Consider the following 21,112-nt stretch of genomic DNA (forward strand, 5'->3'; position numbering starts at 1 on the left):
TCACTTCTCCGCGATCAGCGGGTCGATCATCTCGTGCAGCTTCTCCGCGTCGAGGCCGCCCAGCTTGCGGGCGGCGACCTTCCCCTGGCGGTCGATGACCACGGTCGAGGGGATGGTCTGCAGGTTCAGGGTCCCCTTGGGGAAGCGGAGGATGAGCTTTCCGGTCGGGTCGTACAGACTCGGGTAGGTGACGCCGAAGTCCTTCTCGAAGTTGACCGCCAGGGACTTCTGGGTGTCCCGGGTGTTGATGCCGACGAACTGCACGCCCTGGCCCTCGGTCTCCGCGGCGACCTTGGTGAAGTGCTTGGCCTCCAGGCGGCAGGGCCCGCACCAGGAGCCCCAGACGTTCAGGACGACGACCTTGCCCTTGTAGTCGGCGACGTCGAGGGCCTTGCCGTCCAGAGTGGTGCCGTCGAGCTTCGGCGCGGCGGTGCGCTCGCCCTTGGCCACCGTGGAGATGCCGCCGCTGCCGGTGACGAAGTTCGTGTTACCGCCGCCGCCGGACTTGATGTCGTCCCCGCCGCACGCGGACAGCGTCAGGGCACCGGCCACCGCGGTGGCGGCGAGCAGGGTGAAGCGGCGTCGGGGTGCGCGGCGTCCAGAGCTCATGTGAAAAGTTTCGCATGGCAGTTCCGGGGATCTTCCGCACCCCCCTCGATGCCCGTAAAGCCCCTTGTCAAGCCTGTTTAAAGAAGGCGTTCCAACCGCCGGCGGGGGCCTGACCGACCTCGAGCGTACGCAGTTTCGCGAGTACCGCCGGATCCTGGACGTCGAGCCAGTCGACGAACTGCCGGAATGAGACGAGGCGCACATCCGGCTTGCCCGCGATCCTTTTGATCACTTCCTCGACGGCGTCCATGTAGATACCGCCGTTCCACTCCTCGAAATGGTTGCCGACGTAGAAAGGGGCGCGATTCGTCTCGTAGGCGCGGTCGAAACCCGCGAGGTAGGCGTCGGTGGCCTGGGTACGCCAGCCGGGATAACGCGAGGGCATGCCGTTGGTCGAATTGTTCGACTGGTTGGCGAGGATGTTGTAGTCCATGGAAAGGACTTCGAAGGAGTGGCCGGGGAAGGGCACGCCCTGCAGGGGGAGGTCCCAGATCCCGTCGCGCTTCTCGGGCCACACCTGCAGGCCGCCGGGTGAGCTGGCGTCGTAGCGCCAGCCCAGCTGCTTCGCGGTGGGCAGGAGATTCTCCTGGCCGAGCAGACAGGGAGTGCGTCCGCCGACGAGTTCCTTGCGGTAGTCGAAGGGCAGCGGCTCGACGTCCTGCCAGCCGGTGTTCGTCCGCCATTCGGTGACGAAGGAGACCGCCTGCTCGATCTCGCTCTGCCATTGCGCGGGCGTCCAGTTCCCCACGGATCCGGAACCGCCGCAGAAATGCCCGTTGAAGTGGGTGCCGATCTCGTGCCCGTCGAGCCAGGCCTGCCGCACGTGGGTGAGGGTCTGCTTGACGTGGTCGTCGCTGAGGTAGCCGATGTCGGACGCGCCCCGGGGGTTGTTGGGCGGGCGGTAGAGCGACTTCTTCGACTCGGGCAGCACGTACAGCCCGGAGAGGAAGAAGGTCATCGCCGCATCGTGTTCCTTCGCGAGTTCCAGGAAGCGCGGGAAGAGGCCGTTGCCGACCTCTCCGGCCCCGTCCCAGGAAAAGATCACGAACTGCGGCGGCTTCTGGCCGGGTTCCAGCGGAACCGGCGCGGTGGGCTGATTCGGCTGCTTTCCGGTGTCGGCCGTGGAGCCGTCACCGATGAGCCTGACGTTCTTCTTGGGAGGGCCCCCGCCGTTCCCGTGGGTCCCCTTGTCCCCCTTGGGGCTCTTCTCGGGTCCCGGCCGTCCGTTGTCCGACGAGCCGAAGGAGCCGCAGCCGGCCATCGAGAGTGCGGCTGCGGCCCCGAGTCCCGCCCCGAGCAGGCCCCTTCGGTTGATGTCGCGCATAGCGTCCCCATCTACGGTCGTTTTACCTCATTGCCATACAAACTGGCGAAGGCTTAGATGAGGCAACCAACACGACGGTTCCGCTGATAATCATAAAAGTTGTTACGCGATGTAACCCTTACGGGTCCTCCACACAACGGCGGCCGGGACGCCGGGCGCAGGGGTCCTACGCCCCGAACGCCTTCGACTTCCCCTTGACAGGCTTCGCCCCGGCCAGCAGGTGCGCGGGCACCAGATCCCTGGCCGGCTCCGTGTACCCGACCGACACGATCTTGTCGCCCTGATAGGTGAAGCTCGTCAGCGAGGCCAGCGTGCACTGCCGCTTGCGCGGGTCGTGCCACAGCCGTCGCCGCTCCACGAAGCTGCGCACGATCCAGATCGGCAGCTGGTGGCTGACGCAGACCGCCTCGTGGCCGCGGGCGGCGTCGCGCGCGGCGTCCAGGGCACCCATCATCCGTACGACCTGCTCGATGTACGGCTCGCCCCAGGACGGCTTGAACGGGTTGGTGAGGTGACGCCAGTTCTCCGGCTTGCGCAGCGCGCCGTCGCCCACCCCGAAGGTCTTGCCCTCGAAGACGTTGGCAGCCTCGATGAGCCGCTCGTCGGTGGCCAGGTCCAGGCCGTGGGACGTGGCGATCGGGGTGGCCGTCTCCTGGGCACGCTCCAGCGGGGAGGCGACGACGTACGTGATGTCGCGCTTCTCCAGGTGCTCCGCGACCCGGTCGGCCATCCGCCGCCCCAGCTCGGAGAGGCTGTAGCCGGCGCGGCGCCCGTAGAGCACGCCGTCCGGGTTGTGCACCTCACCGTGGCGCATCAGGTGGACGACGGTGATGTCCTTCGCCGGGTCCGTGCTGTTCGCGCTCATGCGGTGGCCTCCGATGCGGCGCGCGCCGCCGCGGGCAGGGCGGCGGCGACCCGCTCGACGGCCTGCGTGTCGTGGGCGGTGGAGACGAACCAGGACTCGAACGCGGAGGGCGGCAGGTAGACGCCCTGTTCCAGCATCGAGTGGAAGAAGGCGGTGAAGCGGAAGGCCTCCTGCTTCTTCGCGTCCTCGTAGTCGCGGACGGGGCGGTCGGTGAAGAAGACGGAGAACATGTTGCTCGCCGCCGACACCGTGTGCGCGACACCCTCCTTGGTGAACGCCTCGCTCACCAGGGCCCGCAGTTCGGCGGAGACCGCGTCGACCTTCGCGTACGCCGCGTCGTCGAGCAGCCGCAGCTGGGCGAGGCCGGCGGCGGTGGCGACGGGGTTCCCGGACAGGGTGCCCGCCTGGTAGACGGGACCGGCGGGGGCCAGGTGCGCCATCACGTCGGCGCGCCCCCCGAAGGCCGCGGCGGGGAAGCCGCCGCCCATGACCTTGCCGAAGGTCATCAGGTCGGGCCGCACCCCGTCGATGCCGTACCAGCCGGCCTTGGAGGTACGGAAACCGGTCATCACCTCGTCGGAGATGTACAGCGCGCCCTCGGCGGCGCAGATCTCCTTCAGCCCGGCGTTGAAACCGTCCCCGGGCGGCACGACACCCATGTTCCCGGGGGACGCCTCGGTGATCACGCACGCGATCTCGCCCGGCTGCGCGGCGAACGCGGCGCGCACGGCCTCCAGGTCGTTGTACGGCAGCACGATCGTGTCACCGGCCTGGGCGCCGGTCACACCGGGAGTGTCGGGAAGCCCGAAGGTGGCGACCCCGGAGCCCGCGGCGGCCAGCAGCGCGTCGACGTGCCCGTGGTAGCACCCGGCGAACTTCACGACCTTCGCCCGGCCCGTGAAACCACGGGCGAGGCGGATCGCGGACATGGTCGCCTCGGTGCCGGAGGACACCAGCCGCACCTGCTCGACGGGCTCGATCCGCGCCACGATCTCCTCGGCGAGCGCGACCTCGCCCTCCCCCGGCGTACCGAAGGAGGTACCGCGTCCCACGGCCTCCTGTACGGCGGCGACGACCTCCGGGTGGGCGTGTCCGAGGATCATCGGCCCCCAGGAACACACGAGGTCGACGTACTCACGGCCGTCGGCGTCGGTGAGGTAGGGCCCCGTACCGGACACCATGAACCGGGGCGTGCCGCCCACGGCCCGGAACGCGCGTACGGGGGAGTTCACGCCGCCGGGCGTCACGAGGGACGCGCGGTCGAACAGCGACTGTGAAACTGGTGCTTCGTATGAATACGCCACTTTGGTCCTGATCTGCGATTCGGGGGTTCGGGGCAGGGCCGGAACCTCCGGCCACCGGTGAGCAGGGAGCGCACTCTCCCCGTATGAGGCTCGTACAACGAAAGGGCGTCAGTCTCCTCGCGTCTGCGAAACTGGGGCGTCATAGGGAAAGCTCACACATGCCATGGTGTCAGAGGCACACGCGGTCCTGCGGACAGGTGTTTCACCGCACGTTCGCTGGGGAGGTCACTGAGACGGTGATCGGGTTGCGCGGCGAGGCTGTGTCTCCTAAGAAGTAGTCGGGTGGATGAGATATGCATCGCGGTGGCGGAGTGGGCGAAGGGACCGACGACCTGGGGCCCGAGCCTGCCCGGCGAGGGCGGCACCGGCGCGGGGCCGAGCGGGCCCGGAACGACCGGGCGGCCGGTGCCGGGGAACCGGGGAGCAGGAGCAGCGGAAGGGTGGGGGTGACCTACAAGTACTTCGGCGCCCCCGACGGGGCCACTGCCGCACGCGTGCCCATCTCCATGCGGCCCGAGGAGCTCGGCGGGGACGAGCTGGGCATGGGGGGCATGTTCAGCAAGATCAAGCCGGAGACGGTGGCCGCCATGGTCCTCACCGGTATACAGGGCATACCCCTGCACAAGGTCCCCCCGCTGGAGCTGGTCGTGCTCCACCCCGACTACGCGGTGGTCAAGCTCCCGATGACGGTCGTCGACCCGCTGCGGGACGTCGGCGAGGAGTCCGTCGGCGCGGCCGCCTTCATCTGGTCGACGGTCCCGGACCGCGGCGGCCCCCGTGACGCGTTCAACGTCTACCAGCTGCTCCACGAGTGGCAGGACTTCTCCTACCGGCTGCACGACGCGGGACATCAGGCGTACTGCCTGGTGTGGCCCTGATCCGGGGCCACACCAGGCGGGCGGGCGGCCGGATCCCGCGCCGGCCGGCGTGCCGGCCGCGCTGATGCGACGAGCGAGAAGAGGGACCACGAGGACCGGTGGTGCGGCGGGGCGGGCCTGATGGCCCCACCCCGTGTTCCGCTCGGTCCGCGGTGGTGGAGCATAGGACGTATGGCGGCTGATGAACTGCGTGTGGTCGTGGAGACGACGGACGACGGTGTCGTCCTGATCCGGGTCCGGGGAACGCTCGACGCATGGTCGGGTCCTACCCTGCTGGTGGAGGCGCTGGAAGGGGCCGCGAGCACGGGCGGGAGGCTGACCGTGGCCGACCTGTCGGGACTGGCGTTCGCCGACTCGACGGGGCTGCACGTGCTGCTGGACGCCCAGCGCGGGCACACCGAGGCCGGGGTGCGGCTGGTGCTCGCCGGACCGCTCCGGACGGAAGTGCGCCGGCTCTTCGAGGTGTCGGGCACCACGGGCGCCTTCCGCTTCGCGGAGAGCGTGGACGCGGCGCTGACATGCTGACCGCCTCCGGGCCGCACCGGACACAGGCCCGCCGTCCAGCGGTACGTGTGACCGGGAAGCGGCCGGGCAGGCGCAAGAGGTAATGAACGGGGAACGAGAAGTGCCGTGGGACGCCAGGGGCCCGGGCGATGAGCCGGAGAAGGCCGCCGTCCCGTCCCGGCCGGAGAAACCGCCGGGCGCGGGCCCGGCACGCGGCGTGCCGCGGAACGCCGCCGCCGCGCGTGACATCGTCACCCGGCTCCTGGAAGCGCAGTTCTGCGGGCTGTCCGGGGAGGGCCCGGCCGACGTCGTGGTGGCCGACGCGCTGCTGGTGACCTCGGAGCTGGTGACCAACGCCGTCAAGCACGGCGGCGGGCTCACCGGCTTCACCGCGGAGATCGTCGACGGCGGTCTCCTCGTCACCGTCGAGGACGCGAGTACGCAGCCACCGATCACCACGGAGCGCGATCCCGCCGTGGCCTCGGTGGGGGGCTACGGATGGCTCCTGGTGCGCCGTCTGACGAAGCGGGTGTCCGTCACCTACCGGCCCGGCGGTAAGAGCATCGCCGCCCTGATCGCCCTCACCTGAACGGAGACGTCCCCCCTGAATCCGTGCGGCGGGCACGGCGGTCGCACGCCGGGTCCCGACGTCCGCCACCCCGGGTGGGGCGGGTACGCGGCGGGACCCCGGAAGGCGGCATAATTGACCACATGGTCCATGAGCCGCTCGACGATTCCGCGCCCGCCGGCCCGCAGGTGGTGACCGGCGAACGCGAGATCAACGGCCACTGGGTCATCAGGGCTCAGGGCGACCTCGACACCGACACCATAGATCCGCTCTTCCTGGCCATGTGGCAGGCCGTGGGCGGGCACAAGGTCGTCGTACTGGACGCCTCCGCGGTCACCTTCGCGGACTCGTCCTTCCTCAGCCTTCTCCTCGGAGTGCACCAGGAGACGGACCTGCGCATCGCCGCCCCCGGACCGATCCTGACGCGACTGCTGCGCACCGCGGGGGTCGAGCGGGTCCTCAGGACCTACCCGACGCTCGACGCCGCCCTGGGCGCTTCCTGACCCGGTCGGCGCCGCACGGCGCCTCAGCCCTCAGCCGGAGGGGGTGGGCGGCGGAACGGGCTGCTGCTGGGCACCGGCGGGGACGGTGGCGTCCTCCGGGTGCTCGGACTGCCGGCCGGTGGCATCGGAGCCGAAGAGCTCCCGTATCCCGGTGATCTCCAGGATCCTGCGGAGGAAGTCGGGCGGGCTCTCCAGGCGCAGCCCCACCCCGCGGGAGCTCGTGGCGCGGTGGACCATCAGGAGGGCGGAGATCCCCATGGAGTCGCACAGCCGCAGCCGGGAGCAGTCCAGGAGGAGCTCACGCGGGCCGGGGTCGGCGGCGAGGCAGCCGACGGCACGCTCCACCAGCCGCTCGCTGGTGTCGTAGTCCAGGTCACCGGCGAGACGGAGGCGTACGGTCTGTGGACCGGCCTCAGCTGTCAGGGTGAAGGGCGAACTGGGAAAGTCGGTCATCCGAATCTCCGGTGTCGGGGCCGCCGGACACCAGGAGAGCGTCCAGCACGGAACGCCCCCGGTCGAGCAGCAGGGTGGAACGGGGGAAGTCCTTGAGCTCTGCCTTCAGGACGTCGAGGACCGGCCGCAGCGACCGGCCCGGCACCCGCCGGGCCTCGAGTACGCCCGCGGTCCAGGTCAGGAAGCCGGTGAAGAGCTCGGCGTCGTCCATGTAGAGGGCCACGCCCAGGTAGTCGACGATGTGGGCGATGTCCTGGGCCGTGTGCTCGCGCTGCTGTTCCGTGTAGGCCGCCGCCTCGGGAAAACGGTTCTCGAGCTGTGCGAGCACCTCCCGCACGAGCTGAGGCCGGCTACGGACGACGAGCGTGTACTCCTGGTCACCGAGGTGCGGCAGATCGTCGATCTGCTGGCGGCCGGCGGTCAGCACGGGAGTCTCGATGCCGTCCTCCAGGAGGCGCGCCGCGGAACGCGCGTCGGGCGCCCAGGCGTCGGCGCCCAGCAGGCGCGCGTACCTGCCGTCGGACGCGAAGGCCGCCCCGCCCGCCAGTACGGGCACCCCCACGGCCTGGCAGGCGGTGATCGCCGCGTGTGCCGCGGGCAGCCGGGTGGGGATCGAGGAGGACAGGGCCACCATGTCCGCGCCGTAGGTGTGCAGATGGCTGATCAGGTGCGGCGTGGGCACCTGGGCGCCCAGGAAGTCGACCTGCCACCCGCGCAGCGTGAGGACCTCGGCGAGCAGCCGGGCCGGCAGCACATGCCACTCCTGGTCCACGCAGGCCACGGCGATGCGGCCCAGTCGCGGGGCGGTGCGTACCGCGGGGTGGTGGGCCAGCGCGGCGATGACCCGCTCGGCTATGGCGCTCGCCGCGTGTTCCTGCGCCACACCGAGGCGGTTGGCCGCCCACTCCGCGCCGACCCGCGCCTGTACGGGGGCGATGACGTCCAGCAACGCGGTCTCCGCGTCGATCCCGTTCTCGATGGCGGTGAACACCACCTCGGCGGCGGCGTGTTCGTCCCGGGCGATCACCGCCGTCCACAACCGGTCCTGCAGGCCGCGCACCAGGGGCGTGGCGGATACGTGCGAAGTCATGCCGTGTACCTGCCCCGTGTGTGGCCGTCCACCGCACTGAGATGGTTGGTCGGCGGGGCGGTGATGGCGACGAGCGCCATGTCGTCGTGCCGGCCGTCGTGCAGCCACTGGGAGGCGAGCATCTGGATCCGCTCGACCACGGCCGCGCCCGGCATGCCCACGCACTCGGCCAGGGCCCGCCTCAGACGCTCCTCGCCGAACAGCTCGTCGCCGAGGGGCCCACCGCGCGCCTCGGTGACGCCGTCGGTGTAGAGGAGGCAGGTCTCGCCCGGCTGGAGATCGGTCTCCACGGTGCGGGCCTCGATGTGGGGCAGCGCCCCCACCAGGGTCCCCTGGGTGTCGACCTCCTCGACCCGGCCGTCGTTGCGGATCACCAGCGGGGCGGGGTGGCCCGCCGACGTCAGGCGCAGGCGCACCCGGTGTTCCGTGCGCCGCACCGTAGCCAGCACCAGGGTGGCGAAGCGGGTGTGGTGGGAGTTGAGGAGCGCTCCGTTGAGCAGCCGCAGCATCCGCTCGTGGTCGTCCGCCATCGGCGTCAGCGCCTGGAGCGTGTTGCGGATCTTGCCGGTGAGTACGGCCGCGTCCAGGCCCTTCCCGCACACGTCGCCCAGGACCGCCAGGGACGGCTCGCCGGGGGCGCCGCCCGGGTGGACGTCGTAGAAGTCACCGCCCACCCGGTCCCGGGCCGCGGCGGGCTGGTAGCCGCCGGCGAACTCGACCCCGTTCACCCGGGACAGCTGCGGCGGCAGCAGGTCGCGCATCAGGGTACGGGTGATGTCGCTCTGTTCCGCGTACAGCCGCGCGGCGGACAGCGCCGCGCCGGCCCGGGCCGCGAAGAGGCGGGCGAACACCTCCTCGTGCTCCTTGAACTCGGCGGAACCGGCACTGCGCAGCAGCACCAGGACACCGGCCGGAACACCGTGCCCCGGCAGGGGCGTGACGGCGGCCGACCCCACGGGGCCGGTGAAGTCCTCCGGGATGAGCCACGTGGGCAGCAGGCCGGGGTCGATCCACCGGGAGGGGACGGGCGGGAAGCCCTGCAGCGCCTCGCTCAGACCGGGAACCTCCGCCGGGTCGGCCGTCACCGTGCCGTGAGTCGCCGCGCGGCCCTCCACGGCGACCGCCATGGGCAGCTTCCGGCCCGAGGCGGGTGCGATGACGATCGCCGCCTCGGCCAGGTGCTGGGAGGCCAGCTGGGCGGTCACCCGCATGCAGCGATCGGCGTTCAGCGACGCCAGCAGCACGTTCGACGCTTCGGCGAGGAAGGTGGTGCGCTGCCGTTCCGTGGCCAGTTGCTCCTCGGCGAGGCGGCGGTCGGTGTCGTCCACCAGCCACCACACCACGTGCCCCTCCAGGCCCCGGCTCGGATGGGCCTCGAAACTCAGGGCTCCGATCTCTCCCCGGAAACCGCTGCGCTGGGGTCCGCCCTCCTGGCCGGCAGCCTCACGCACCGTCTCCTCGTGGGCCCGTACCAGCCAGGACGGCACAGCCCGCGCCAGCGGGGCCCCCGGGGCAGCGCCTTCCAGCAACGCCGCCGCGGCAGGATTGACGTCGATGAGTGTTCCGGACCTGTCGGCGACGATCACCGGGTACGGGGCCGGGCCCCACTGTGCAGCGGAGGGCCGGCGAGCTTTCGCAGCGATGTGTTCCTTCGGAGGAGCCATGAGGGGGGACCCGCCGGGAGCGGGTCGCACCACCTTCCCAGTGGACGAAAAATACTTTCCCGTCGGCAACCATTGCCCAACCGGGGCCCGAATGGCAACCCGCCTCCCGCGCGGGGAAGGGTGCAAGCCGGGCGTCCACGCCCTCTTCGCCCGGAAAACAACCATAAAACACACCGCACCGGTGGGCTGCGGCTCCCACTGCCCGCCGGTGCGGTGTGCCGGATGCGCCGACCCGGCGGACGCCCTGCTCAGCCGGCCCCGGGGCGGCCGTGCCAGTCCAGGCACAGGACCAGGGCGTCGTCCAGCGCCGGACTGCTGCCGCGATGCCCCAGCAACGTGTCCAGCACCACGGTCGGAACCTGGGACGCCGGCAGCAGCCGTGTGTCGGTCATCACCCTGGACAGCGCGCGCAGGCTGTACCTCTCCCCCGCCGGTGACAGCACGTCGTACACCCCGTCACTCAGGAAGAGCAGCCGGTCGCCGGGCTCGACGGTGAAGTCCTGCACCGTGTACACCGTGTCCTGGAACATCCCCAGGGGCATCTGGGCCTCCAGTTCGACGGCCTCGACGGCCCCTGCCCGCAGCCTCCAGATGCGGGGCGATCCCGCGTCGATGATCTGCACATGCCCGGTGGGCAGATGGAAGCGGAGCAGCAGCGCGGCCAGGAACCGCTCCCCGTGGTGCTGGCCGAAGACCGCCTGGTCGGCCAGGTACGCCTGGTCGGCCAGGCTCAGCCCGGCCCGGCGGGCGTTGCGCAGTGCGCTCACGGCCAGGTTGGTGAGCATCGCCGCGTCTATGCCCTCGCCCATCCCGTTGTTGACGGTGAGGATGAGTTCGTCGGCCGACGCGGACCAGTCGAAGCTGTCGCCGTGGATGTCGTAGGCGGGCTCCAGCTGAGCACCGATGGCGTACTCCGGGCGGGAGCACGACCGCCCCGGCAGGAGCTGCCACTGCATCTCGGCGGCGAGGGTCAGCCGTTCCACCCTCCGGGCCCGGAGGAAGACGTCGGTGTCCCGCTCCGCGACGACGACCTCGTGGGCGAGCGCGTCCGCGCAGGCCTGCAGCTCGTCCAGCTCCCGGGCGCCGGGGCCCTCGTCCCCCCGGTCGGGGAGGGTGACACTCAGCACACCCATCCGGTCGCCGCGGACACTGACCGGCAGGTAGACGGTCGTGGTCGCGCCCGCCGGGTCGCGCTCGCAGTGCGCGCGCTGGGCCCCGAAGGCCCGGCCCGGCGCGCCGACGCGCACCGGCAACGCGTCGCGGGTGTGCGGCAGATCACTTATGGGCTGCAACCGGGACATCGCGTAGTCGGCCATGAGCAGCTCCACGGCCACCGCCTGGAACCGCAGCCCGAGATGGGTCCGGAGCGCCTCGAGGATCTGGTGCGGCGCGGCCTCACGCAGCTCGCGTTCGACCGCGCTGGGTCTCTCCACTTGTACACGTCCTGCTTTCGTTGGCTTATCGTCGAATCTGCGACTGCTCGCACCGGTCGGCCACCACGGTCGGCAGAGGCTCACTCGGGAGTGTCACATGTGTGAGGATTCCATCCCCGCGGCCCGGGACGTATCTGCCGGCGCTCCGGAGGCCGTCATGCTTCTGGAAATGATCGAGATCGCCTGGGAGCGCGGCAGGGACGCCTTCGACACCGCACCCGTGTCACCGACCCAGACCCGCGTGCTGTACGCCGTCGAACGGGAACCGGGCATCAACATGCGCAGCCTGGGACGGCACCTCGCGATGGCCGCACCCTCGGTGAGCCGGCTGTGCGACCGGCTCCAGGCCGCCGGATTCCTCCATCGGTCGCCGCGGGCCGAGGACCGCCGCGAGATACAGCTGCGGCTCACCGAGGCGGGCGCGGTCCACCTGCGCACGCTCCGGCTCCGCCGCGCGGAGTTCCTGCGGCTGACCATGGACGGCATGACCCCGGCCGACCGCCGCGCGCTGGCCGTCGGTCTCTCGGCGTTCTGCGCCGCGATCGGCGGTCCGCCGCGGACGGTGGACCGGCCGTACGAACGCCGGCACAGCGCGTAGCCCGGATCCCGCACCGGCCCCTGGCCCCGGCGGCCACGCCCGTCCGCGCCCGAGGGGCGTCCCGCGCTGCACGGCGGGCGCGCGACGACAGCTACGGCACCTCGCCGCCCTGTCGGAACATCCCCATACATCCCGTTCACGTCCACATACGTCCGTATGCCGTCGCCCCTCCGCCGTGCGACGCACCGCATCCGACGCGGCGCGCTGATCCACCGGGGCTGCGGGACAACCCTCGGGCCCCGTGGCGACGGCCGGCTCCGAACGTCCTCTCTCCGCCGGGGCGGAGCGCGTCCCCGGCCTCTCCCCCCAGCCCGCGCAGTGGCATCCTGACCGGGTGAACGGACCCGAGATCGCCTTCGAAGTGGCCCCCGAACTGCGGCTCTTCGTCGCCCACGAGCGCCGCCGGGGGCGCACCACCGTCGTCACCGACGGATCCTCGACCCTGGGACACGTCGTGGAGTCCCTCGGGATCCCGCTCACCGAGGCCGGGCAGCTCCTCGTCGACGGCATGCCGGTCCCCGCCTCCCACATCCCGCAGGCGGGCGAGCGGATCGAGGTGCGCGCCGTGCGGCGCCCGCAGGAAGTCCCCGGCGCGCCCCTGCGCTTTCTGCTCGACGTCCATCTGGGCACGCTGGCCCGCCGGTTGCGCCTGCTCGGCGTGGACGCGGCGTACGGGAGCACGGACATCGGAGACCCCGCGCTCGCGGCCCTCTCGGCGAAGGAGCGGCGGGTGCTGCTCTCCCGCGACCGGGGACTGCTCCGGCGCAGGGAGATCTGGGCGGGGGCCTACCTCTACAGCGACCGTCCCGAGGAGCAGCTGCGCGACGTGCTGAGCCGCTTCGCCCCGCCGCTCGCTCCCTGGACCCGCTGCACCGCCTGCAACGGGGAGCTCACGGAGGCGGACAAGGACTCCGTGAGCGGCCTGCTGGAGCAGGGCACCCAGCGGACCTACGACGTGTTCGCGCAGTGCACCGCCTGCGGCCGGGTCTACTGGCGGGGCGCCCACCACAGCCGTCTGGAGACCATCGTGGCGGAGGCGGTGCGCGAGTTCGGCGGCACGGGGAGCGGGGCCGGGCCCGCCCTCTGAGGCCCGGACCCGGGCGGAGTGGTCACGCCGCCCTGCCGTCACACGCGCACGGCCCACGATCCGGCTCCGGTTCCACGTGAAACGCTGGTCCCATGCTCGTAGCCCGCTCCGTCGCCCTGTTCGCCGTCGCCGCGCTCTTCGAGATCGGGGGTGCCTGGCTCGTGTGGCAGGGCGTCCGCGAGCACCGCGGCTGGATCTGGATCGGCGCGGGCGTCCTCGCGCTCGGCGCGTACGGCTTCGTGGCCACGCTCCAGCCGGACGGCGAGTTCGGCCGCATCCTCGCCGCGTACGGCGGGGTGTTCGTCGCCGGGTCGATCGCCTGGGGCATGGCCGCCGACGGTTACCGCCCGGACCGGTGGGACGTCATCGGCGCGCTGGTCTGCCTGGCCGGCATGGCACTCATCATGTACGCGCCCCGCAACCACTGAGACCCGGCCGGACGTCACCGGCCGACGGCCCCGCGTCCGGACGGCCTGCCTATCCTTGGCCCGTACCGATCAGCTGTCCGAGGAGTTCGCCATGGCCGCCACCCCCATCGCCGTCGTCACCGGCGCGAGCAGCGGCATCGGTGCCGCCACCGCCCGGCAGCTGGCCGCCGCCGGTTACCGCGTGGTGCTCACCGCCCGCCGCAAGGACCGCATCGAGGCGCTGGCCGCCGAGCTCACCGAGGCGGGCCACCAGGCGACGGCCTACGCGCTGGACGTCACCGACCGCGCGGCCGTCGACGAGTTCGCCACCGCGTTCCGCTCCCTGGCCGTCCTCGTCAACAACGCGGGCGGTGCGCTGGGCGCCGATCCGGTGGCGAGCGGGGATCCCGCCGACTGGCGCCGGATGTACGAGACCAACGTCATCGGCACCCTCCACGTCACCCAGGCGCTGCTCCCCGCCCTCACCGCGAGCGGCGACGGCACGGTCGTGATCCTCTCCTCCACCGCCGCGCTCTCCACGTACGAGGGCGGCGGCGGCTACGTCGCCGCGAAGCACGGAGAGCACGTCCTGGCCGAGACCCTGCGCCTGGAGATCGTCGGCACCCCGGTCCGGGTGATCGAGGTCGCCCCCGGCATGGTCCGGACCGAGGAGTTCGCCACGACCCGCTTCCGCGGTGACACCGAGAAGGCGGCCCAGGTCTACGCGGGCGTCGACGCCCCGCTCACCGCCGACGACGTGGCCGACACGATCCGCTGGGCCGTCACCCGTCCCAGCCACGTCAACATCGACCTGCTGGTCGTCCGCCCCCGCGCCCAGGCCTCCAACTCCAAGGTCCACCGCACCCTCTGACCTCCGACGGCGTCCGGCCCCGGACCGCATGCGGTCCGGGGCCGGACGGGACGGGGCGGACGGGGCGGCGGGCGGTCTCAGCCCTTCACGCAGACGACCTGCCTGAGCTTGGCGACGACCTCGACCAGGTCCCGCTGCTGGTCGATGACCTGCTCGATCGGCTTGTACGCGGCCGGGATCTCGTCCACCACACCCGAGTCCTTGCGGCACTCCACACCCCGGGTCTGCTCCTCCAGGTCCTTGGTCGAGAACCTCCGCTTCGCGGCGTTCCGGCTCATCCGGCGCCCGGCCCCGTGCGAGGCGGAGTTGAACGACTTCGCGTTCCCCAGGCCCTTCACGATGTACGAACCGGTCCCCATGGAGCCCGGGATGATGCCGAGGTCCCCGGAACCCGCCCGGATCGCCCCCTTCCGGGTGACCAGCAGGTCCATGCCGTCGTAGCGCTCCTCCGCGACGTAGTTGTGGTGGCAGGAGATGACCGGCTCGAAGGTGACCTTCGCCTTCCTGAACTCCTTGCGGACCACGTCCTGGAAGAGACCCATCATGATCGACCGGTTGTACCTGGCGTACTCCTGTGCCCAGAAGAGGTCGTTGCGGTACGCCGCCATCTGGGGGGTGTCGGCGATGAACACCGCCAGATCGCGGTCGACGAGGCCCTGGTTGTGGGGGAGCTTCTGAGCCTGCCCGATGTGGAAGTCGGCGAGTTCCTTGCCGATGTTCCGGGACCCGGAGTGCAGCATCAGCCACACGGCCCCCGCCTCGTCGAGGCAGAACTCGATGAAGTGATTACCGCTTCCGAGCGTCCCCATCTGCTTCGTGGCGCGCTCCTGCCGGAATTTGACCGCGTCGGCGACTCCGTCGAACCGCGACCAGAAGTCGTCCCAGCCGGAGGTCGGAAACCCGTGCAGCCTGCCCGGATCCACCATGTCGTCGTGCATCCCGCGGCCCACCGGGATCGCCTGCTCGATCTTCGACCGGAGCCGCGACAGATCACCCGGCAGGTCGTTCGCCGTCAGCGACGTCTTCACCGCCGACATCCCGCACCCGATGTCCACACCCACCGCCGCCGGGCAGACGGCGCCGTGCATGGCGATCACCGAGCCGACCGTCGCGCCCTTGCCGAAGTGGACGTCCGGCATGACGGCGAGGCCCTTGATCCAGGGCAGCGTGGCCACGTTCCGCAGCTGCCCCATCGCGGCGTCCTCCACCGAGGCCGGGTCCGCCCACATACGGATGGGTACGTTCGCGCCCGGCACCTCTACATACGACATAACTCCCCGATTCCCCCGGAAAAGACTGAAGCGCAAAACCGGTGCCAAGGTCGGCATATCGGTCGGCCGACCGGCATTCACAGCGGCGCGTGCGATACACATTGTGTCCATCGGCCGCCATCGGGCGGCAACCTGTTTTCCGTACCGAAGGGAGCCTGGGATCGTGCGACACATGGCGTACGTACCCGGCGTCGCGCTGCTCGCAGCGCTCGTCGCCGGCTGCAGCGCCGGTTCCGACGCCGACGACACCCGCGCCGACAGCAAAGCCGGCAGCCCGACGGTCTCGGCCGCACCTCCCGGCAAGTACCGGACACTGCCCGAATCCTGCCGCGCCGTGCCCCGCTCCACCCTCAGGGACCTGCTGCCGGGCGCCGCCGAACTGCCCGAGGAACAGCAGGAGAAGGTGTACGAGGGCACCGCCACCGTCACCTACGACACCGACCGCAAGGTCGGCTGCCGCTGGAAGTCGGACGCCCCGGACGCCTCCCGGAACCTCTCCATCGACTTCGAGCGTGTGGTGTCCTACGACCCCGCGGTGAGCGACGACGACCGCGCCCGCGAGGTGTACGCCGCCCAGGAGGACGCCGCAGACCTGCCGGCGGCGTCCGGCACCACGGACGTCGCCTCCGGCACCCCCGGCCCGCCCGCCTCCGGCTCTCCGGGCGGCCCGGCCTCCGCCACCCCCTCCGCGAAACCGTCCGGTGACGCCGGGAACGACGCGGGCTCCGACAGCAGCACCGACCCCGGCGACGCCACCGGCACCGGTCCGGACGAGGAACTCCGGCCCCGGCTGCTCGACGGTCTCGGGGACGCCGCGTTCCTCGACGACGTACTCACCCGGGCCGGATCGACGGCCCAGCACCGCACCGTGAGCGTGGTATTCCGCACATCGAACGTCATCGTCACCGTCCTGTACAGCGAGCAGCCCGCCGTCGTCGCCAAGGTGCCCGACAGCAGGGAACTGCAGGACAAGGCCCAGGCCCTGGCCCGGAGACTGGCGGACACCCTCAACGAGTGACCGGCACGGAACCGGCCCCGGCAGGGGATCCGTCACACACCCCGGACCCCTGCCCGGGGCGCCGCGCCGCCACCGTCCGTCGTACCGTGGCCGTCCGGAGCACCGGGTCCCGGCCGCTCCGGCCGACCGAAGCCCGACGAGATCAGACACGCCGACCGACCTACGACACGACGGCCACACCGGCCGATCCGCAGCAGGAGCTCCCCCGGCGGGAGTGCCCCGCAGCCGGAACGACGCACAGCCGACCGCCCGCACGACCGAGACCGCCGTACCGCCCGAGTGAAGGAACCATGCACCGATCAGCCCCGCGACTGTCCCGCATACTCGCCTGCGCCGCCGTACCGGTGATACTCGTCGTCGCCGGCTGTTCGTCGGACTCCGGCGACGCCAAGGACTCGGCCTCCTCCCCCGCGCCGAGCGCGACGAAGACGGAACCGACCGTCGAGGCCGCCAAGTACGCCCGCCTCCCGGACGCCTGCACGTCGATCGGCCGGAAGACGGTCGAGTCCCTGGTCCCGAAGACGAAGAACAAGGGCGGCACGCCCGGCAAGTCGAGCGACACCGCGACCCGCGGCAGCTGCTCCTGGAACGGCCTGGACGACAACGGCGTCAAGGGCTCGCAGTACCGCTGGCTGGACGTCGGCTTCACCCGGTTCGAGTCCGACCAGTCCCTGGGCAGCGGTGCCCGGCGGGCGACGGAGGAGTACACCAAGCAGGTCGCGAAGGCGCAGGCGGCCGAGGGCGCCAAGAAGGTGGCCGCCACCGCCACCCCCGGCATCGGCGAGCAGGCCACGACCGTCACCTACGACCTCACCAAGACGGGTGAGGACTTCAAGTACGCGACCGTCCTGGCCCGTACGGGCAACGTCGTCGTCAGCCTCACCTACAACGGTGCCGGCTACGCCGGAGCGAAGACCCCCGACGCCGGAGACATCCTGAAGGACGCCCGGAAGGCCGCCGAGGAAGCCGTCGCGGCGGTGGACGCCGCCGGTGCGCCCTCCGCCGGCACGCCTTCGGCCCCGGCCTCCCCCACGTCGTCGGCGAAGGAGTCGGACACCGCCGCCGGCAGGACGCCGGCCACGTCGTCCGGCAGGACGACGGCGAAGTCGACGGGCAAGACGTCCGTCAGGGCGACCGCGAAGTCGTAGACCGGAGACCGCAGGGACGCGAACACCCCTGCGCAGCGGCACTTCCACGGAGCCCGGACCGCCCTGGCGGCCCGGGCTCCGCCCCCTCCCCACGCACCACGCCTCGCATGCATGTGCCAGGCTGTGGCGCGCCGGATGCCGAAACGGGGGCCGGTCCAACGAAGTCGGGAGGGGACAGCGGGTGGCCGCGATGCAGCTGACACGCACACACCGAGTACTCATCGGGGTCGTGGTCGCCGGTGCGGTACTCATCGCCGCGATCGGATTCGCGGGCTCGTACGCCGCCGTGCGCGAACTGGCGGAGGAGAAGGGGTTCGGCCAGTTCTCGCTGGTCTTCCCGATCGGCATCGACGCGGGTATCTGCGTCCTGCTCGCGCTGGACCTCCTGCTGACCTGGATGCGCATCCCGTTCCCGCTGCTGCGCCAGACGGCGTGGCTGCTGACGGCGGCGACGATCGCCTTCAACGGCGCCGCCGCCTGGCCCGACCCGCTGGGCACCGGCATGCACGCGGTGATCCCCGTGCTGTTCGTCGTCTCGGTCGAGGCCGCCCGCCACGCCGTGGGCCGGATCGCGGACATCACGGCGGACAAGCACATGGAGGGCGTCCGCCTCACCCGGTGGCTCCTCTCCCCCGTCCCCACCTTCAAGCTGTGGCGGCGCATGAAGCTGTGGGAGCTGCGCAGTTACGAGCAGGTCATCAAGCTCGAACAGGACCGGCTGATCTACCAGGCCCGTCTGCAGGCCCGGTTCGGCCGCAACTGGCGCCGCAAGGCGCCCGTCGAGTCGATGATGCCGCTGCGCCTGGCGAAGTACGGCGTCCCGCTCGCCGAGACCGCTCCGGCGGGCCTCGCCGCCGCGGGCATCGAGCCCGCCCTCCTGCCGCCCGCGCCCGCGGTGGAGCCCCGGCAGGAGGCGCCGCAGCTCGCGTACGCCCCGCAGCAGGGGGACGGAGGACCGCAGCCGGAACACCACCGGCGGCAGCCCCTGCTCGACGAGCAGCACCAGCAGAGCCGGCCGGCCGACCAGCAGGACCGGGCGCACGAGGGGGAGCGGCCCGAGGAGGGCCCCGGCTCCCACGACAGCCCGTGGTTCGCGGCTCCCCAGGTGCCGGACGACGCCTACGAGAGTGCGTACAACCCGACGTACGTCGAGGGCCTGGAGCCCACCCCGGTACAGATCCCGTCCGGGCCCGGGCGTACCCGCCCGCTCGGCAACGTGGGCACCATCGGCGCGTTCCCGCACCCCCGGGCCGCCGAACCGCAGCCCGGCCCGGCCGCGGAGCAGGACCCGCGGGAGCAGCGGGCCGAGACGGCGCAGCCGGCCCGTCCGGCTCCGGAGCAGCAGGCCCCTCCGGAGCCGGAGCAGCCCCGGGACGCCCAGCAGGAGGCGGAATGGGCCGCGGCGGAGGCCGAGTTCGGCGAGATCGCCTACGAGGTGTTCGCCGCCTACACCCACCAGCACCAGGCCTATCCCAATGCCGCGGTGCTCGACATCCACCTCGCCGACGGCCACAACGTCCGCCACCCCCGCAGCGGCGCCCTCCTGCGCCGCCTGCTGCCGGGCTTCCGGCAGCGGTTCGACAACGAGATGTCCGCCGACCACATCGCGTGACGCAGCGCGCGGGGGGAGCGCGGTACGCGGACAAGGAGAACCGGGCGGGCCGTCGAACGGCCCGCCCGGCGGTGTCCCGGGCTGCGGGTTACGCGCCGAGGAGCCTGCGGACCCGGTCCGCACCCACCGCGAGCAGCAGTGTGGGCAGCCGCGGCCCGGTGTCCCGGCCGACGAGCAGCCGGTACAGCAGCGCGAAGAAGGACCGCTGGGCGACCTTCAGTTCGGGCGTGGGACCGGCATCGGGCTCCAGGCCCTCCAGCACCTTCGGCACGCCGTAGACGAGCGTGGTCAGCCCGTCCAGCGACCAGTGCGCGTCGAGTCCTTCCAGGAGCAGCCGCAGCGACTCGCGGCCCTGCTCGTCCAGGGAGCCGAGCAGCTCCTTGTCCGGCTCGTCACGGACGATCGTGCGGGCCTCCGCCGGGACCTGGGTGGAGATCCAGTTCTCGGCGCGGTCCAGCCGGGGCCGTACCTCGTCGAGCGAGGTCAGCGGGTTCTCCGGGTCCAGCTCGCTCAGGATCCGCAGCGTCTGGTCCTCGGCACCGGCCGTGATGTCCACGACGGACGCGAGCGTCCGGTACGGCAGCGGGCGCGGCGTGGCGGGCAGCTCACCGGCGGCCGTACCGACGGCACGGGCGTAGGCGGCGGCGTCGGCGGGCAGCACCGAGCCGTCGGCCACCTTGCGGCCCAGCGAGTCCCACTCGTCGTAGAGCCGCTGGATCTCCTGGTCGAAGGCGATCTTGAAGGACTGGTTGGGCTTGCGGCGCGCGTAGAGCCAGCGCAACAGCGGCGCCTCCATGATCTTCAGCGCGTCGGCCGGGGTCGGCACACCGCCCTTGCTGGAGGACATCTTCGCCATGCCGGAGATACCGACGAAGGCGTACATCGGGCCGATCGGCTGGACACCGCCGAACACCTCCCGCACGATCTGTCCGCCGACGACGAACGAGGAACCGGGCGAGGAGTGGTCCACCCCGCTGGGCTCGAAGATCACGCCCTCGTAGGCCCACCGCATCGGCCAGTCGACCTTCCAGACGAGCTTGCCGCGGTTGAACTCGTTCAGCCGGACCGTCTCGGCGAAGCCGCAGGCCGAGCAGGTGTAGTTCAGCTCGGTCGTGTCGTCGTCGTAGGCGGTGACGACCGTGAGGTCCTTCTCGCAGTTGCCGCAGTAGGGCTTGTACGGGAAGTAGCCGGCCGTGTTCGAGCTGCCGTCGTCCTCGCTCGCCGCGCCGGAGCCCTCGGCGGCCTCCAGCTCGGCCTCGTCCACCTTCTTCTGCTGCTTCTTCCCTCCGCCCGCGGGCCCGTCCTTCTTGGTGCGGTAGCGGTCCAGGACGGCGTCGATGTCGGCGCGGTGCCGCATCGCGTGGAGGATCTGCTCGCGGTACGTGCCCGCCAGGTACTGCTCGGTCTGGCTGATGCCGTCGTACTCCACGCCGAGCTCGTCCAGCGCCTCGGTCATGGCGGCCTTGAAGTGCTCCGCCCAGTTCGGGTACGCCGACCCGGCCGGCGCGGGCACCGAGGTCAGCGGCTTGCCGATGTGCTCGGCCCAGGACCCGTCGACGCCCGCGACGCCGTTCGGCACCTTGCGGTAGCGGTCGTAGTCGTCCCAGGAGATCAGGTGACGCACGGTGTGGCCGCGACGGCGGATCTCGTCGGCGACCAGGTGCGGCGTCATGACCTCGCGGAGGTTGCCCAGGTGGATCGGGCCCGAGGGGGAGAGGCCGGACGCGACGACGACCGGTTTGCCAGGCGCACGTCGCTCCGATTCGGCGATGACATCGTCCGCGAAGCGGGAGACCCAGTCGGTCTCGGTGCTGCTCTGACTCGAAGCCACGGTCGGCACGTCCTTCTCTCGTGTAGGACTCGTAGGGGCACCCCGTCAGGGGCACCCCCATTCTCCCAGGTGCC

21 protein-coding genes are annotated in these 21,112 nt (G+C 71.5%); 11 read left to right on the top strand and 10 right to left on the bottom strand.

From position 1 onward, the window contains the following. The 4 genes from BA175_RS28835 to hemL form a co-directional block, all read right to left on the bottom strand. A complete protein-coding gene (locus BA175_RS28835) occupies positions 1–609 on the bottom strand; it encodes a TlpA family protein disulfide reductase (RefSeq protein ID WP_069174507.1) in 609 nt (202 codons plus the stop codon). Positions 610–676: 67 nt separating this feature from the next. Continuing rightward, on the bottom strand, positions 677–1,933 hold the full coding sequence (locus tag BA175_RS28840; protein WP_069174508.1) for a hypothetical protein: 1,257 nt from the start codon (positions 1,931–1,933) through the stop codon (positions 677–679). A gap of 166 nt (positions 1,934–2,099) precedes the next feature. Continuing rightward, positions 2,100–2,798, bottom strand: coding sequence for a histidine phosphatase family protein (locus BA175_RS28845; RefSeq protein WP_069174509.1), 699 nt, complete (start codon positions 2,796–2,798; stop codon positions 2,100–2,102). Continuing rightward, positions 2,795–4,102: a glutamate-1-semialdehyde 2,1-aminomutase gene (gene hemL / locus BA175_RS28850; RefSeq protein WP_069174510.1), complete on the bottom strand. Its 1,308-nt coding sequence runs from the start codon at positions 4,100–4,102 to the stop codon at positions 2,795–2,797. The genes BA175_RS28845 and hemL overlap by 4 nt, the downstream gene beginning before the upstream one ends. A gap of 293 nt (positions 4,103–4,395) precedes the next feature. On the opposite strand from hemL, the gene BA175_RS28855 reads away from it, so the two are divergent. The 4 genes from BA175_RS28855 (at position 4,396) to BA175_RS28870 (ending at position 6,555) form a co-directional block, all read left to right on the top strand. Then, the gene (locus BA175_RS28855) at positions 4,396–4,980 is read left to right on the top strand and encodes a hypothetical protein (protein ID WP_079159868.1); all 585 of its coding nucleotides are present in this window, start codon (positions 4,396–4,398) and stop codon (positions 4,978–4,980) included. Between the two features lie 171 nt (positions 4,981–5,151). Continuing rightward, positions 5,152–5,505 (top strand): STAS domain-containing protein, encoded by a 354-nt coding sequence (locus BA175_RS28860; RefSeq protein WP_069174512.1) that lies wholly within the window; start codon positions 5,152–5,154, stop codon positions 5,503–5,505. 82 nt (positions 5,506–5,587) lie between these two features. Beyond that, on the top strand, positions 5,588–6,073 hold the full coding sequence (locus BA175_RS28865) for an ATP-binding protein (RefSeq protein ID WP_107407667.1): 486 nt from the start codon (positions 5,588–5,590) through the stop codon (positions 6,071–6,073). Positions 6,074–6,195: 122 nt separating this feature from the next. Continuing rightward, positions 6,196–6,555, top strand: a complete 360-nt coding sequence (locus tag BA175_RS28870) for an STAS domain-containing protein (RefSeq protein WP_069174513.1) — start codon at positions 6,196–6,198, stop codon at positions 6,553–6,555. A gap of 30 nt (positions 6,556–6,585) precedes the next feature. Here the strand turns inward: BA175_RS28870 and BA175_RS28875 are convergent, their stop codons facing one another. The 4 genes from BA175_RS28875 to BA175_RS28890 form a co-directional block, all read right to left on the bottom strand. Continuing rightward, positions 6,586–7,008 (bottom strand): STAS domain-containing protein, encoded by a 423-nt coding sequence (locus BA175_RS28875; protein ID WP_069174514.1) that lies wholly within the window; start codon positions 7,006–7,008, stop codon positions 6,586–6,588. Further along, positions 6,968–8,098: a cobalamin B12-binding domain-containing protein gene (locus BA175_RS28880; RefSeq protein WP_069174515.1), complete on the bottom strand. Its 1,131-nt coding sequence runs from the start codon at positions 8,096–8,098 to the stop codon at positions 6,968–6,970. The genes BA175_RS28875 and BA175_RS28880 overlap by 41 nt, the downstream gene beginning before the upstream one ends. Then, positions 8,095–9,762 carry a PP2C family protein-serine/threonine phosphatase gene (locus BA175_RS28885; protein WP_079159869.1) on the bottom strand — a complete coding sequence of 556 codons (1,668 nt, stop codon included), beginning with the start codon at positions 9,760–9,762 and terminating at the stop codon, positions 8,095–8,097. The genes BA175_RS28880 and BA175_RS28885 overlap by 4 nt, the downstream gene beginning before the upstream one ends. Before the next feature lie 248 nt (positions 9,763–10,010). Next, positions 10,011–11,195 carry a PP2C family protein-serine/threonine phosphatase gene (locus BA175_RS28890; protein WP_069174517.1) on the bottom strand — a complete coding sequence of 395 codons (1,185 nt, stop codon included), beginning with the start codon at positions 11,193–11,195 and terminating at the stop codon, positions 10,011–10,013. A gap of 157 nt (positions 11,196–11,352) precedes the next feature. Between BA175_RS28890 and BA175_RS28895 the strand changes: the two genes are divergently transcribed. The 4 genes from BA175_RS28895 to BA175_RS28910 all read left to right on the top strand — a co-directional run bounded on the left by BA175_RS28895 (position 11,353) and on the right by BA175_RS28910 (position 14,158). Further along, positions 11,353–11,793, top strand: coding sequence for a MarR family winged helix-turn-helix transcriptional regulator (locus tag BA175_RS28895; RefSeq protein ID WP_254668017.1), 441 nt, complete (start codon positions 11,353–11,355; stop codon positions 11,791–11,793). A gap of 334 nt (positions 11,794–12,127) precedes the next feature. Further along, positions 12,128–12,880 (top strand): Mut7-C RNAse domain-containing protein, encoded by a 753-nt coding sequence (locus BA175_RS28900; RefSeq protein WP_069174562.1) that lies wholly within the window; start codon positions 12,128–12,130, stop codon positions 12,878–12,880. A gap of 92 nt (positions 12,881–12,972) precedes the next feature. Further along, positions 12,973–13,308, top strand: coding sequence for a YnfA family protein (locus tag BA175_RS28905; protein WP_069174519.1), 336 nt, complete (start codon positions 12,973–12,975; stop codon positions 13,306–13,308). A gap of 91 nt (positions 13,309–13,399) precedes the next feature. Beyond that, positions 13,400–14,158, top strand: a complete 759-nt coding sequence (locus tag BA175_RS28910) for an SDR family NAD(P)-dependent oxidoreductase (RefSeq protein ID WP_069174520.1) — start codon at positions 13,400–13,402, stop codon at positions 14,156–14,158. A 77-nt stretch (positions 14,159–14,235) separates the two neighbouring features. Here the strand turns inward: BA175_RS28910 and BA175_RS28915 are convergent, their stop codons facing one another. Further along, entirely contained in the window at positions 14,236–15,429 is a 1,194-nt protein-coding gene (locus BA175_RS28915; RefSeq protein WP_069174521.1) for an RtcB family protein, read from the bottom strand. 172 nt (positions 15,430–15,601) lie between these two features. On the opposite strand from BA175_RS28915, the gene BA175_RS28920 reads away from it, so the two are divergent. The 3 genes from BA175_RS28920 (at position 15,602) to BA175_RS28930 (ending at position 19,207) form a co-directional block, all read left to right on the top strand. After that, complete coding sequence (locus tag BA175_RS28920) at positions 15,602–16,447, top strand: hypothetical protein (protein WP_069174522.1); 846 nt, start codon at positions 15,602–15,604, stop codon at positions 16,445–16,447. Between the two features lie 290 nt (positions 16,448–16,737). Beyond that, positions 16,738–17,595, top strand: a complete 858-nt coding sequence (locus BA175_RS28925) for a DUF3558 domain-containing protein (protein ID WP_069174523.1) — start codon at positions 16,738–16,740, stop codon at positions 17,593–17,595. Between the two features lie 181 nt (positions 17,596–17,776). Beyond that, on the top strand, positions 17,777–19,207 hold the full coding sequence (locus tag BA175_RS28930) for a DUF2637 domain-containing protein (protein ID WP_069174524.1): 1,431 nt from the start codon (positions 17,777–17,779) through the stop codon (positions 19,205–19,207). A gap of 88 nt (positions 19,208–19,295) precedes the next feature. Here BA175_RS28930 and lysS read toward each other — a convergent pair whose 3' ends face one another. Further along, positions 19,296–21,047 (bottom strand): lysine--tRNA ligase, encoded by a 1,752-nt coding sequence (lysS, locus tag BA175_RS28935; protein WP_175420950.1) that lies wholly within the window; start codon positions 21,045–21,047, stop codon positions 19,296–19,298. Positions 21,048–21,112: the final 65 nt, after the last annotated feature.

The sequence above is a fragment of the Streptomyces griseus genome (assembly GCF_001715295.1).
Classification (GTDB): Bacteria; Actinomycetota; Actinomycetes; order Streptomycetales; family Streptomycetaceae; genus Streptomyces; species Streptomyces griseus_G.